This window comes from Mameliella sp. CS4 (assembly GCF_019392335.1).
Classification (GTDB): Bacteria; Pseudomonadota; Alphaproteobacteria; order Rhodobacterales; family Rhodobacteraceae; genus Antarctobacter.
The window spans coordinates 41,970-55,054 of record NZ_JAHXRQ010000021.1 but is presented as its reverse complement, the minus strand read 5'-3'; the positions used below and the strand labels follow the sequence as shown (position 1 = coordinate 55,054).

The 13,085-nt window shown below is 66.3% G+C and carries 16 protein-coding genes; 4 read left to right on the top strand and 12 right to left on the bottom strand.

The features are described from left to right. The first annotated feature begins 237 nt into the window (after positions 1–237). From KZZ07_RS20730 to KZZ07_RS20715, 4 genes are all read left to right on the top strand, one after another. Entirely contained in the window at positions 238–1,212 is a 975-nt protein-coding gene (locus tag KZZ07_RS20730) for a C4-dicarboxylate TRAP transporter substrate-binding protein (protein WP_219516867.1), read from the top strand. A 73-nt stretch (positions 1,213–1,285) separates the two neighbouring features. Beyond that, on the top strand, positions 1,286–1,729 hold the full coding sequence (locus KZZ07_RS20725) for a TRAP transporter small permease (RefSeq protein WP_219516866.1): 444 nt from the start codon (positions 1,286–1,288) through the stop codon (positions 1,727–1,729). Then, entirely contained in the window at positions 1,729–3,012 is a 1,284-nt protein-coding gene (locus KZZ07_RS20720) for a TRAP transporter large permease (RefSeq protein WP_255564494.1), read from the top strand. Before KZZ07_RS20725 ends, KZZ07_RS20720 begins: the two co-directional genes overlap by 1 nt. 46 nt (positions 3,013–3,058) lie before the next feature. Further along, a complete protein-coding gene (locus KZZ07_RS20715) occupies positions 3,059–3,769 on the top strand; it encodes a GntR family transcriptional regulator (protein WP_219516865.1) in 711 nt (236 codons plus the stop codon). A gap of 6 nt (positions 3,770–3,775) precedes the next feature. On the opposite strand, the gene hypE is transcribed toward KZZ07_RS20715, so the two are convergent. Genes hypE through KZZ07_RS20655 form a run of 12 tightly spaced genes read right to left on the bottom strand, consistent with a single transcriptional unit; the run spans position 3,776 to position 12,822 of the window. Next, complete coding sequence (hypE, locus tag KZZ07_RS20710) at positions 3,776–4,819, bottom strand: hydrogenase expression/formation protein HypE (protein ID WP_370631211.1); 1,044 nt, start codon at positions 4,817–4,819, stop codon at positions 3,776–3,778. 2 nt (positions 4,820–4,821) lie between these two features. Next, positions 4,822–5,970 carry a hydrogenase formation protein HypD gene (hypD, locus tag KZZ07_RS20705; RefSeq protein ID WP_219516863.1) on the bottom strand — a complete coding sequence of 383 codons (1,149 nt, stop codon included), beginning with the start codon at positions 5,968–5,970 and terminating at the stop codon, positions 4,822–4,824. Next, on the bottom strand, positions 5,967–6,257 hold the full coding sequence (locus KZZ07_RS20700) for a HypC/HybG/HupF family hydrogenase formation chaperone (protein WP_219516862.1): 291 nt from the start codon (positions 6,255–6,257) through the stop codon (positions 5,967–5,969). The genes hypD and KZZ07_RS20700 overlap by 4 nt, the downstream gene beginning before the upstream one ends. 3 nt (positions 6,258–6,260) lie before the next feature. Then, positions 6,261–7,745: a sigma-54-dependent transcriptional regulator gene (locus tag KZZ07_RS20695; protein ID WP_219516861.1), complete on the bottom strand. Its 1,485-nt coding sequence runs from the start codon at positions 7,743–7,745 to the stop codon at positions 6,261–6,263. After that, on the bottom strand, positions 7,742–8,599 hold the full coding sequence (gene hypB, locus KZZ07_RS20690) for a hydrogenase nickel incorporation protein HypB (RefSeq protein ID WP_219516859.1): 858 nt from the start codon (positions 8,597–8,599) through the stop codon (positions 7,742–7,744). Before hypB ends, KZZ07_RS20695 begins: the two co-directional genes overlap by 4 nt. Before the next feature lies 1 nt (position 8,600). After that, entirely contained in the window at positions 8,601–8,942 is a 342-nt protein-coding gene (gene hypA, locus KZZ07_RS20685) for a hydrogenase maturation nickel metallochaperone HypA (RefSeq protein WP_219516858.1), read from the bottom strand. Beyond that, positions 8,935–9,846: a hydrogenase expression/formation protein HupK gene (locus tag KZZ07_RS20680; protein ID WP_219516857.1), complete on the bottom strand. Its 912-nt coding sequence runs from the start codon at positions 9,844–9,846 to the stop codon at positions 8,935–8,937. Before KZZ07_RS20680 ends, hypA begins: the two co-directional genes overlap by 8 nt. Positions 9,847–9,850: 4 nt before the next feature. Then, a complete protein-coding gene (locus tag KZZ07_RS20675; protein ID WP_219516856.1) occupies positions 9,851–10,642 on the bottom strand; it encodes a [NiFe]-hydrogenase assembly chaperone HybE in 792 nt (263 codons plus the stop codon). Then, on the bottom strand, positions 10,639–11,484 hold the full coding sequence (locus KZZ07_RS20670) for a hydrogenase expression/formation protein (protein ID WP_219516855.1): 846 nt from the start codon (positions 11,482–11,484) through the stop codon (positions 10,639–10,641). Before KZZ07_RS20670 ends, KZZ07_RS20675 begins: the two co-directional genes overlap by 4 nt. An 11-nt stretch (positions 11,485–11,495) precedes the next feature. Then, positions 11,496–11,879, bottom strand: a complete 384-nt coding sequence (locus KZZ07_RS20665) for a thioredoxin domain-containing protein (protein ID WP_219516854.1) — start codon at positions 11,877–11,879, stop codon at positions 11,496–11,498. Positions 11,880–11,888: 9 nt separating this feature from the next. Then, entirely contained in the window at positions 11,889–12,209 is a 321-nt protein-coding gene (locus KZZ07_RS20660) for a HypC/HybG/HupF family hydrogenase formation chaperone (RefSeq protein ID WP_219516853.1), read from the bottom strand. A gap of 4 nt (positions 12,210–12,213) precedes the next feature. Beyond that, positions 12,214–12,822 (bottom strand): HyaD/HybD family hydrogenase maturation endopeptidase, encoded by a 609-nt coding sequence (locus KZZ07_RS20655; RefSeq protein ID WP_219516850.1) that lies wholly within the window; start codon positions 12,820–12,822, stop codon positions 12,214–12,216. Positions 12,823–13,085: the final 263 nt, after the last annotated feature.

The window sequence follows — 13,085 nt, the reverse complement described above, 5'->3', positions numbered from 1 at the left end:
GTTTGGCGCCCGCGACCGCACGGTTTCGTGAGTGGGGGCTCTGGCGGCCCTACCGTGCGCAACTCTTGCCGCCCCATCCAACCGCCATCCTGCAGGCAGGACCGCTGACCGGCCAAAAGTCGGACGGCGCGGCATCGACGGCCCCTGGCGGCAAGATCATTGACTGAAAATCGCAAATGTTTAATGGTCGACTCAAATTGAAATATCAGTTAAGTAAAAATACCAAGGGAGGACGACATGACCATTTTCACCAAGGCAACATGCCTGGCCGCATTCCTGTCGGCGGGGCTTGCCGGCGCGGCGCTGGCAGAAACCACGATCCGCATCGGCACGGTGCTGGCACCGGATGACCCGATGGGGCAGGGGCTGGACAAGTTCGCCGCCGAGGTCGCAGAGGCGACAGGCGGCGAAGTGACCATCGAGGTCTTTCACAACAGCCAGCTTGGCGACACCACCGAGATGCTGGACCAGGCGCGCGCCGGGGCCGGGGTGGGCACCGTGACCGACGTGGCCCGGCTGTCGGAATTCGTGCCATCGCTGGCCATCATGTCGGCGCCTTTCCTCTTTGACACATACGAGGACGCGGACAAGTTCGCCCTGTCGGACGCCTACCTGGGCTGGGGCGACGAACTGGCCGAGGAGGCGGGGCTCGTGATGCTGGCCTCGAATTGGTACCAGGGTGCGCGCCACGCGCTGACCCAGAAGCCGGTCAGCAGACCGGCGGACCTGGCGGGCGTGCGGATGCGGACCATCGGCGCGCCGGTCTGGATCGAGACAATCCGCGCGATGGGGGCCGAGCCCACGCCGATCGCCTGGGGCGAGGTCTATTCCGCGCTGCAACTGGGCACCATCGACGCGGCAGAGGCGCAGCCGACCGCGATCAAGGGCGCCAAGCTTTACGAGGTCATCAAGCATGTCACCAAGACCGGGCACATCCAGTTGGTGACGGCGTTGGTGATCTCTGCCGACTCGTGGAACGAACTGTCGGACAAGCACAAGAAGATCGTGCGTGACCTGGCGGTCGAGAACGGGCGCTATGCCTCGAACCTGACAATCGAGCTGGGTGACAAGGCGCTGGCAGATGTCGCGGCCAGCGGGGTCACGATCTCCGAGGTGGACCTGGCGCCCTTCAAGGCGGCGGTGCAATCGGTCTACGACGACCTGAACCTGACCGCCGAGGCGCAATTGGTCCGGGACGTCCTGGCCAAGTAACCCGACAGGCACAAGGCATGGACCGGGCCGTCCCTGCGGCGGTCCGGTCCATGCCCCAGCTGGCAGGAAATCCATGTTCCAACGTTTCGAACTTACTCTCGCGACGGTGCTGCTGGCCGCGATTGTGGCGCTCGTCGCCGTGGCGGCGGTCTCTCGCAAGATGGGCAGCCCGATCATCTGGTCGCTGGAGGTCTCGACCGCGCTCTTTGTCTGGCTGGTGGTGCTGGCCATCGACATTGCGATGCAGCAGAACCGCCATTTCGGCCTGTCGCTGGTGCTGGACAACGTGGCGCCGCCCGCCCGCAGGTGGATCGAGCTGGTCAACATCGTGGTGGTGATGGGGCTGCTGGCCTACCTTCTTTACTATGCCGCGATCAACGTGCCGCTGATGCACAAGCGGATGCTGGGCGCGTTGCAGATCCCCAAGTCCTTCATCCATCTCGCCATGCCGGTGGGCCTGTGCCTCTGGCTGCGGACGCTGGGCGGGCAATTCCTGGCCCGCTGGAGGGAAAGCTGATGCTGCTTCTGATTGCGGGGCTCTTTGCCCTGTTCCTGCTGATCGGCCTGCCGGTCGCCTTCTCGCTGATGCTGGCGGCGATCCCGGTCTTTGTGCTGACCGGCACCATGCCCACCACCGTCGCGATCCAGAAGATGGTGACGGCGCTGGAGAACTTTCCGCTGCTGGCGGTGCCTTTCTTCATCCTGGCGGGCAACCTGATGAACGAGGCCGGCATCACAGAGCGCCTTGTCCGTTTCTCGCGCCTGTTGACCGGTTGGTTGGCGGGCGGGCTGGCGCAGGTGTCCATCGTGTTGTCCATGCTGATGGGGGGCATTTCCGGCTCCGCGGTGGCCGATGCCTCTATGGAGGCGCGGCTCTTGGGGCCGTCGATGCGCGAACAGGGCTATTCCCCGGCCTTCATCGCGGCGGTTCTGGCCTTTGGCTCCATCATCACCGCGACGATCCCGCCCTCTATCGGGCTGATCCTCTTTGGCTACATCAACGAGGTCTCGATCGGGCGGCTGTTCGTGGGCGGGCTCTTGCCCGGGCTGCTGCTGACCGTGACGCTGATGGTGGCGACCTTCCTTGTCGCCCGCAAACGCGGCTATGCGCCGGACCTGCCCGAACGACCCGGACTGCGCGCGCTGGGGCGCAGTTTTCTCGACAGCATATGGGCGCTGATGTTCCCGGTCTTCCTGGTGATCGGGTTCCGCTTCGGCTTTTTCACCGCGACAGAGGCCGGTGTCTTCCTGGTGATCTATGCCATCGCGGTGGGCGTGCTGGTCTACCGGGAACTGACATTCGCCCGGATCATCGCCGCCTGCCACGCCACGATGTCGGACCTGGGGATGGTGATGTTGCTGATCATGATGGCGGCGGTGCTGGGCTATGCCATGACGATCGAGCGCGCGCCGCAGGAAATCACCGCCTTCATGACCTCGCTCACCCAGAACCCCATCGGTCTGCTGTTGATCGTCTGCGCGATCCTCGTCGTCACGGGCATGTTCCTGGAAGGGGCGGCGAATATCCTGCTGGTGACGCCCATCGTGATGCCGGTGCTGGTGCATGCGGGGTTCGACCCGGTGCACATGGGGATCGTTATCGTGCTGCTGATCAACTTTGGCGGGCTGACGCCGCCGGTGGGGGTCATCATGTTCACCGTCTGCGGGATCCTCAACGTCAAGACCAGCGCCTATGCGCTGGCGGCGGTGCCCTTCTTCCTGGCGGTGGTGGTCTTCTTCGTCTTGCTGCTTGCCTTTCCCTGGTTGTCGCTGGCACTACCCAAGGCGATCATGGGATGAGGAGACCAACCTTGCCGAGCCTGACACGTATCGACCGGAGGCGCCCATGACACGTCCCGCCCTGCGTGGTGCCAGCGCATCGGACAAGATCTCGGTCAATGCCAATGTCGCGGCCTCGACCCGCGTCTTCGAGGAATTGCGCGCGCGTATCGTGACGCTGAAATTGCCACCGGGAACGATCCTCAGCCGGGCCGATCTGGCCGAGGCATTCGGTGTCAGCCAGTCGCCGATCCGCGAGGCGATCCAGCGGCTGGAAGAGATCGACTTGGTGGTGTCCTACCGGCAGTCGCGAACCGAGGTCACGCGCATCAACTGCGAACGCCTGCGGCACGAGAATTTCCTGCGCACGGGGCTGGAATGCGAGGTGGTGGACCTGCTGTGCCGGACACCGGACGCGGACCTGACCAAGGCGCTGGGCTATCTCAAGATCCAGGAGGCGCTGGTCGACGAGCCGGACCAGATCGAGCTGTTCCGGGAGCTCGACGAGAGTTTCCACGAGGCGCTGTTCATCGCCGCCGGGCACGAGGCAGTGCACCGGCTGGTGATCGAACAGTCCAGCCAGATGGCCCGCCTGCGCACGCTGGACCTGCCGCGTAGTGACAAGCTGCATTCGGTTGTCGCGGGGCATCGCGCGGTGGTGGACTGCATCCAGGCCCAGGACCGGCAGGGGGCGACCGACGCGATGCGGGCGCATCTGTCGGGCACCATCGGGCGGCTGCCGGACATCATGGACGCCAACCGCGACTACTTTACCTGACCCGGATCAGCAGATCCGGGGCAGCTGTTCGCCCACCAGCGTGTCGACCAGTCTTTGGCCGCCAAAGGCGGTGCGCATGGTGACCCGGCCCGCCGGACCCGGTTTCGCCACGCCAATGCGCGCGGCGCCATGCCCGGCCCCTGTCGCGCGCATGGCCTGCAGGGCGGCCTCTGCCTCTGCCTCGGGGACAAAGATCACCAGGGTGCCCTCGTTGGCCAGGTAGAGCGGGTCCAGCCCCAGCACCTCGCAGACGCCCTTGACCTCTGGCCGCAGGGGCAGGGCGGTTTCGTCGATCTCGATGCTGACTGCGGCGGTTTCTGCCATCTCGTTCAGGGCCGAGGCCAGTCCGCCGCGTGTCGCGTCGCGGGCGGCGCGGGCATTGGGGGCGGCCTCCAGCACGGCCTCGATGAGGGCATTCAGGCTCTGGCAATCGGACTGGATGTCCGTGGACAGGGCCATGTCCCCGCGCGCGGCGAGGATCGTCGCGCCGTGATCGCCCAGGACGCCATTCACCAGCGCCACGTCGCCGGGCCGGATGTTGCCTGCCTGCAGGTCGCGTCCCGGAGGGATGACACCCACGCCGGAGGTGGTGACAAAGACCTTGTCCGCGGCGCCGCGCCCGACGACCTTGGTGTCGCCGGTCACGATGCGGACCCCGGCCTTGTCGGCCTCGGCCTGCATCGAGGCCACGATGCGCCGCAGCAACTCGAACTCGCACCCTTCCTCTATGATGAAGGCCGCTGACAGCCACAGGGGTTTCGCCCCGCCCACGGCTAGGTCGTTGACCGTGCCGCAGACCGCGATCTTGCCGATGTCGCCGCCGGGAAAGACCGGCGGCGAGACCACGAAACTGTCGGTGGTGAAGGCAAGCTGCGCACCCGGTTCCGCCAGGGCCCGCGCCGACAACCGGGCCTGATCCTCTGTTCCGGGGGGCTGGAAGACACCGGTAAAGATCTCCTCGATGAGGTCGCGCATGGCCTTGCCACCGCCACCGTGGGCCAGCGTCACGCGCTCTCCCCGCAGGCGCGAGGGGGTGATCGGGCGTTCCATCGTCATTGCGCGGCCTCCGTCACCGTCTCTTCGGTTGCGCCGTACTGGTAATAGGCCGCACAGGCCCCTTCCGAGCTGACCATCAGCGCACCCAGCGGCATTTCCGGCGTGCAGCCGGTGCCGTATTGCGGGCACCCCGTGGGCTTGATGCGGCCCGTCATCACCTGGCCGCAAGCACAGCCCTCGGGTTCGGACACGACCCGGGGACCGGCGCCATAGCCCACGCCGAACTTTTCCTCGGCATCATAGGCCACGTAGGCGGGGCGGATGCGCAGCCCGCTGGCGTCGATCTCTCCCAGCCCGCGCCATTCGAATGTCGGGCGCGGCTCGTAGACATCCGCGATGGCGGCCAGCGATACCGGGTTGCCGTGTTCCGGCACGACGCGGGCATACTGGTTTTCGACCTCGGCCCGCCCGTCGCGGATCTGTTCCAGCACCATCAGCACCGATTGCAGCAGGTCCAGCGGCTCGAACCCCGCGACGACGATGGGCTTGCCATAGTCGCGCGCAATGAAATCATAAGGATGTGTGCCGATCACCATGCTGACATGGCCCGGCCCGACGAACCCGTCCAGCACCATGTAAGGATCGTCCAGCAGCGCCTCGATCGGGGGCGGCACGGTGATGTGGTTGCAGAAGACAGTGAAGTTCCCCAGCCCTTCGCGCGCGGCCTGCTGGATCGTCAGCGCGGTCGAAGGCGTCGTCGTCTCGAACCCCAGCCCGAAGAAGACCACCTCGCGGCCGGGGTTGCGGCGGGCAATTTCCAGCGCGTCGAGCGGCGAATAGACCATGCGGATGTCGGCGCCGTCGGCCTTGGCCTGCATCAGCGACTTGGCGCTGCCGGGCACCCGCATCGCGTCGCCGAAGGTGGTAAAGATCACCTCGGGGCGTTCGGCGATCTCGACGCATTCGTCGATCCGGCTCATCGGCAGCACGCAGACCGGGCAGCCGGGGCCGTGGATGAACTCGATCCCCGGGGGCGTCAGCCGGTCCAGCCCGTAGCGAAAGATCGCATGGGTGTGCCCGCCACAGATTTCCATGATGTGCACGGGTTTTTCGGCGGTGGCGCCGATCTGGTCGACCACCTTGCCGATGGCGGCCAGCACGCCCCTGGCGGCGGCGGGGTCGCGGAATTCCTCGACATATCTCATTGGCTGCCCTCCAGTGCGGCGGCGCCCTCGGCCATCGCCTCAAGTGTTTCCTGCGCCTCGCCCAGTCCGCGCAGGGCCTCCAGCGTCCTTGCGGCCTCGTCCTCGTCGATGAGGCTCATGGCAAAGCCCACATGGATCAGCACCCATTCGCCCACCAGGGCAGACAGGTCCGGGGTGGCGACGCAGGCGACCGAGACCTCTCGGCGCACGCCGGACACGTCGGCCAGCGCCATCAGGCGGGTCTCGTCGGTGATCTTGACGATCTGTCCGGGAATTCCCAGGCACATGGCTTAGTCCTCCTCCTCTTCGGCCGGGTCGTACTTGCCCGGTTGATGCACGCCGTAGCGATCGAGTTTCGAGCGCAGGCCGACCCGGCTGAGCCCCAGTTCCTCGGCGGCGCGGCTCTTGTTCCATTTCATGCGGGTCAGAGTCTCGCGCAGGATGCGGGCCTCCATCGCCTCGATCCGGTCCTTCAGCGTGCCCTCGGCGGCCAGCAGCCCCGCCTCGAACGGGTCGGGACGGCCCGAAACCGACGGATCGGCCTGCAGGATGTGGCGCGAGATCAGCTCTGGCCCAAGGCGCGGTTCCTGGCTGAGGATCAGCATCCGGGTCAGCTCGTTGGTCAGCTCGGGCAGGTTGCCGGGCCAGTCGTAGTTGCCCAGGAATTCCAGCGCCAGATTGGTCAGCCCCTCGACCGGCTTGCTGTGCTGGGCGGCCAGGTCACCCAGGATGTGGCGGGTCAGGATGTCCAGATCGTCGACGCGCGCGCGCAGCGGCGGCAGGGCCAGTTCCGTGGTGGACAGGGCATAGAACAGATCCTTGCGGAACCGGCCAGAGGCCAGCGCCGGGCCGAGGTCGCTGTGGCTGCCCGCCATCAGGCGCGTGTTGGTGGTCAGGGTCTCTGTCCCGCCCAACGGTTCAAAGCTGCCCTCGGTGGCGATCCGCAACAGGATCAACTGCATCTGCGGGCTGAGCGTATCGACCCCGTTCAGGAACAGCGTCCCGCGCGAGGCCTTTTGCAACAGGCCGATGCGGTTGCTGGGGGCGCCGCCCAGGGCGCCTTTCTTGGCGCCCAGCAGTTCCGCCATCAGCACCTCGTCCGGCAGGCCGGCGCAGTTGATCTCGTAAAAGGACTGGTCGGACCGTAACGAGGCATAGTGCATCGCGCGCGCCATGACGTCCTTGCCGGTGCCCGCCTCGCCGGTGATCAGCACCGGCACGTCGAAACTGGCCACCTGCCGGGCCAGTTCGACAGTGGCATTCATCGGCGAATTGGGCGCCCGCAAGACCCGTTCAAAGCCGAACCCTTCGCGCAGGGTGCGGCGGCGCGCCTCCAGCTTGTTCTCGGCGGTCTTGCCCATGAAACGCATTTCCAGCGAAAGCCGGTCGTGCTCGCGGCTGAGCTGGAACAGTTGCGCGGCGTTCTTGGCCGCCATGACCAGCTGGTCGGGATGCCAGGGCTTGGTCAGGAACTGGTAGATGCCCGCCTCGTTGATGGCGGCGATCATGTCGTTGGTCTCGGTATAGCCGGTGATGATGATCCGCACCGTTTCCGGCCAGCGTTCGCGCGCCTCGGACAGGAATTCCACACCGGTCTTGCCGGGCATCCGCTGGTCGCAAAAGATCGCCTGGACGAAGTTTTCCTCCATCAGGCGCATGGCCTCGTCGGCGTCCGGCGCGGTCAGGCAGTCAAAGTCATCCTCCAGTGCCATGCGCATGGCAGCCAGGGAATGCTCTTCGTCATCGACCAGCAGAAGGGTGGGCAGGGCGGTCATTCCGCCGCCTCGGGGGCGGACTTGTCGGCCAGTTGCGCGCGCAGCCAGTCGATCCAGTCCGCCATGCCCTCGCCGGTGCGGGCCGAAAGGCGCAGGATCTCTATCCCCGGGTTCACGCGGCGCAGATTGGCCTCATAGAGGTCGAGATCCACGTCGCAATGCGGCGCCAGGTCGATCTTGTTGAGGATGGCCAGCCGGGCGGCGGTGAACATGTCGGGGTATTTCAACGGTTTGTCCTCACCCTCGGTCACCGAGAGGATCGCGACCTTGCCGTCCTCGCCCAGGTCGAAGGCGGCGGGGCAGACCAGGTTGCCGACATTCTCGATGAACAGCAGGCTGCCGGGGGCGAGGTCCAGGTGATCCATCGCGTGGCCGACCATGTGCCCGTCAAGATGACAGCCCTTGCCGGTATTCACCTGCACGGCGCGGGCGCCGGTGGCGCGGATGCGGTCGGCGTCGTTCTGGGTCTGCTGGTCGCCTTCGATCACACCCAGAGGCTGACCGCCCAGGGCCTCGATCGTCTTGCACAGCAGCGTCGTCTTGCCGGACCCGGGCGAGGAGACGAGGTTGACGGCCAGGATACTGCGCTCTGCCAGGCGCGCGCGGTTGGCCTGGGCGTACAGGTCATTCTTGGCCAGGATGCCGGTTTCGATCTCGATCAGCCGGTCCTGTGACATGCCGGGCACCTCGGTGCCCGCAGGGCCCTGGCCGTAGTGGTGGTGATCGTGATGATGGTGATGGCCATGATCGTGATGATGATCATGATGGTGGCCATGTCCGTGGTCATGGTCGTGTGAATGACCGTGTCCATGCACCTTCGTCTCGCCGTCTCCGCATCCGCATACCGTACACATCTCAGGCCACCTCCAAATCCTTGATTCTCATTTCGTCCCCGCCTTGCGGCATCAGCTTGCCGCCGCCGCAGGTGGGGCAGGGGTCGAGGCGGTCCATGATTTCCACCTCTTTCATGCAGTCGTAGCACATCGCCCGTCCGGGCAGCTCCAGCGTCACCAGTTCCGCGCCCTCGGCCACCGATCCGCGCATCACCACGTCAAAGGCAAAGTGCAGCGCCCCGGTCTCGACCCCCGCAAAGCGCCCGATCTCGACCCGGACACGGCGGATGCGCGCGACGTTGTGTTTGCGGGCCTGATCCTCGATCACCCGACGGATGCCCTCGCACAGCGACATTTCATGCATGGTCTGCCTCCATCGGTTCGGCGGGGTCCAGCCTGACGGGGGTGCAGGGATCAAGCAATGACAAGACCAGCGGCCCCAGGGCCTGTGCCCGCGCCGGGCGCAAGGATGCAAGCGATTGATCCAGCACGCCACCCGGGGTCAGCAGGTGATCGGTCGGCGTCTGCCGCGTGAATGCCGTGACCCGGCCCCCTTCGACGGTCGCGCTGATGCCGTAGAGCCCGCGTGCGGCGGGCACGATGGCGCAGCCCCGGGAAAAGACGGTGGCGGGCAGCCTGCCGTCCAGCACCGCCTGCAGGTCATAGGCCAGTGCCGTTGCCGACCAGAGCGGCCCGCGCCCCCATTCGGTCTCGATGCCTTGCAGCACGGGATGTGCCGCCTGCCGGGCAGCCGTGGAATTTTCGACCAGGGCCCGCGCGAAGAAATTCCCGGTCCCGGGCGCGGGCAAGGCGGCGCGGCAGGCCTCGAACGGGGCAAAGAGCTGGCTGATCGCCCGCAGCAGGCGCGCGCACCCTTGCTCTGCCTGCAGGAAGGTGCGGAATTTTCCGGGCGTTTCGGGCATATGCTCGGCGGGGCCAAAGATCACGCGCCGTGCCTCGGCATTGCCTGCCTGCCAGTCGCGTGGCAGCGCCAGCGGCGGCAGCGAGACCAGGGCGGGCCACCGAAGGCAGAGTTTCGCCACGTGGTCACGCAGGATCTCTGCGCGCAGCTCGTCTTGCCAATTCGAGGGCAGCGGCAGGCCAAAGGCCGCGCGGGCTGCGACGCCCTGCGCCACGCGGCACAGGTTGAACAGGCGCGGCAAGAGGTCCGCCGCCTCTGCCGCCGGTTTGCCGATGACCAGTCGGGCCACCGGAAAAGCGGGCGCCGGGACGGCGCGCAGCGCGGGATATGCGGCCCCGGCCAGCATCGGGTCAGTCGGTCCCGGCCATGCCGGCGGAAATCACCGCGCGGCGCGTCGGCGCTTCCGACAGCGCGCTGTCGGCGTCTTCGGCCTCTGTCGGTGGGGCGAGTTCAGCTTCGCGCGCGGCGCGGATGTCGGCGGCGCGATCCGTTTCGGCCCGGTTCGCCTCGTCAAAGAGGGCGACCATGACCGCGCGGGCCACCTCTTGCGCCTGCATCTGCGAGGAGAAATCCCCCATCGGCGAAAACAGCGAACAGGCCTTGTAGCCGCCGATCATGTCACGGGTGTTGTGGATGAATTCATACTCGCCAGAGGGGAAGGAAATCACCTCCTTGGCCCCGGCCTTCAGCCCGGACCAGTCCTCATTCTCGCCGGGCAGTTGCACCAGGTTCATGAACCAGGGCGAGATCAGGACCCCCAGGGGGCGCCCGTCGATCATGCGAAAGCCCACCGCCTCGACGCTGAGCAGCTTGTTGACCATCGGGACATCGCGCATCTTGGCGTGCCAGATTTCGCGGAATTCGGCCACCAGCTTTGCGGTCAGATCGTCCAGTTTCGCGGCCTCTGCCACCGATTGCGCGCCGGGGTCCTCCAGCACCATGAACTGCGACTTGGGCGCGCTGCAATTGGGGCAGGACCAGTCCTCTGGCAGGTCGGAAAAGGCGGTGCCGGGATCGACCTGGCGGAAATCGTCGCCCTCGGCCGGGTGGTAGGGTGTCCAGCAGATCTTGCACTCCATGATGGCCAGCGGGCTGATCTTGTCGGTCGCGCCCAGAAAACTGCCCTCGAACCCGCCGTTCATTGGATCACCTCCAGCACTTTGAACAGGCGGTCGGCGCTGTCGGTCAGGTCCTCGGGCGCGGCGCAGGCAACCTCGGGGACGGTCGTGACCTCGAAGGTGTCCAGGATCAGCGCGTCCTGCGAGTTGAAGAACTGCACCCGCCAGACATGCGTCAACGCGGTGGCGGTCACGCGGCAATTGCCATAGCCACGCGACAGGATCGTGACCGCGCCTTCGCCCAGGGCGCGGTCCAGCCAGGCCAGGTCTTCCTCGGTGTGGGGCAAGAGGGTCAGGTTGATGACATGCAAGGGGGCGGCGGCGTCGAAGGCGGCGGACTTGTCCGTCAGTTCGACCAGCAGCGGCGGGGCGTTGACCACCCCGGGCGCCAACGGTTCGGCGCCGCCCGTCGCGGCGCGGTGCGGCGCAAAGGGGGCCTCGGTCACGCAGGTGGGAATGCCGGCCACTTCGATCACATGGGCCTTGGCGCTTTTCAGAATCCAGATCCCGGCAAAGACGCTTTCCTGAACGGCGATGGCGGGAATGGCGCGGACCTTGGCGGCGACCTCTCCGCTGCCCAGTGTTTCGGCGACCAGGGCGCGGTTCGCCTCGTCCAGCGGGGCAAGATCGAAGCGGGCGCTGCCACCTTCCGTGCCGATGCGCGCGGCGGCGCGCGCCACGTCGTGCAAGAGGTCCAGCGCCAGCGACAGATCGGCCTCTCCCAACGCCTCGACCTCGGGGATGCGGGGGGAATAGGTGCGCATGTCCTGCGGCAAGGGCATGTATTCCAGCGCCTCGTCCTGGTTGTCCAGCGGCTGCGAGCCTGGGCCGAAGCCTGTGGGCGGCATCATGAAGGGATTGGTCATCACGTCTGTCCTTATTCGGCGGCGAGGGGCTGCGAGAGCAGTTGCGTGATCCGGTCGACGTAGTCCGACCAGTCGCGCACCTTGGGGATGCCGCCCAGCAGCTGCCCGTCGCGGAAGAAGATCAGGCTGGGGGTCTTCAGCACGCCGGTGGATTCACGCAGGCCGGTCTCGACGCTGTCGGCGGCCACGGCGCAATCGAACCGGCCCTGAAAGGCCTGGCGCAGTTCCGGCAGCACCACGGCCACGTCCGGGGTTTCCAGGTTGCGACGCGCGTCGCCGGGGACAAAGATCACATGCGTGCCGGGCGCCTCGGTAAAGGCGGCGATCTCGGCCTCTGTCGTCAGGGCGGGATAGCCGAAGTCCTGTGTCAGGCGGGTGACAAGGGGATGGGTCATCTTGGGTCCTCAACCGGTTGTGCGGCCCGCGTCCAGCGCGGCCTGAAGGTGGGGGGGCAATTGCGGGCCTTTGGCCTCGATGTCGGCAAAGGCATCGCCCGGGCCGCCGCCCTGCATGACCGCGCGCAGCCCGTTCAGCGCTGCGGTGATCTTTTGTGCCTCATCGGCGGAAATGACCTCGCGCGCGGCGCCGAGAAAGGTCAGCACCCAGTCGCCGGGGCGCGCCTCTGGCGTCAGGGACAGGTCGATCAGTTCCGACTCTTCGCCGTTGGAGGCCGTGGCGGCGATGCCGTCGATGGCGCGGATACAAAGGGGGAGGCCGACGCACATGACCTTAGTCCACGGCCTGAAAGAAACGGTCGTCGCCGATGCGGCAGGCCTCTTCCTCGGTGGGGCGGCCGGTCTCATAGGCGTCCTGCATGATCGAGGGGTCCGCCAGCAGGTTGCTCTGGGTCCGGCCCGGGACGACCGTGATCCCCATGTCGGCCAACCGGTCCAGCGCAACCGTCACCGCCGGTTCGATCTGGGCGGCCACGATCAGGCGCAACCCGCCGCCGTAATCCTCGAGCTCTTCGGGCTGGCAGCCGATCAGCAGGAGCGAGGGCGGGCAGTAGCCCATCAGCTGTGCGGTGGCGATCACGTCCTGAAAGCCGGTCTGGTGCAGGGACATCTTCTTGGCCCCCATGAAGCGGGGAACCGCGTCGCCCTCGACGATCTTGAGCGTGCCGGGGGCCAGCCCGTAGTCCACAGCGTCGAACACGATCAACGTGTCGGCCTGTTCAAGGAAGGGCAGCAGGTAAAGCCCCTGCGTGCCCCCGTCCAACAGGGTGATCTCTGCGGGCAGTGCCCAGTTCTGCGCCAGGTGCTCGACGCAGCGCACGCCAAAGCCCTCGTCCGCCCAGAGCACGTTGCCAATGCCCATGACCAGCACGTTTGATGCCATCTGTCCCTCCCTCACCCGGATGCCAGTCAGCTTTCCATCCGGGGCTTTGGTGCAGGGTAACTTACCATCGCGGCTGCGGGCTGCAAAAAAGATGAATTTCAGTGCAATTTATGAACGCCATGAAAACAAGGGGGTTTCCTTGTCACGCGTGGTGGGCTGAAAGGTCGAGGTGAAAGATCGGTTTCCGGTATGGGGTGATTTTGGATGACTGCCATCCATCAAAAAAGCGGGCGCCAGGCGCCCGCTTTCCAGGAACTGACGAT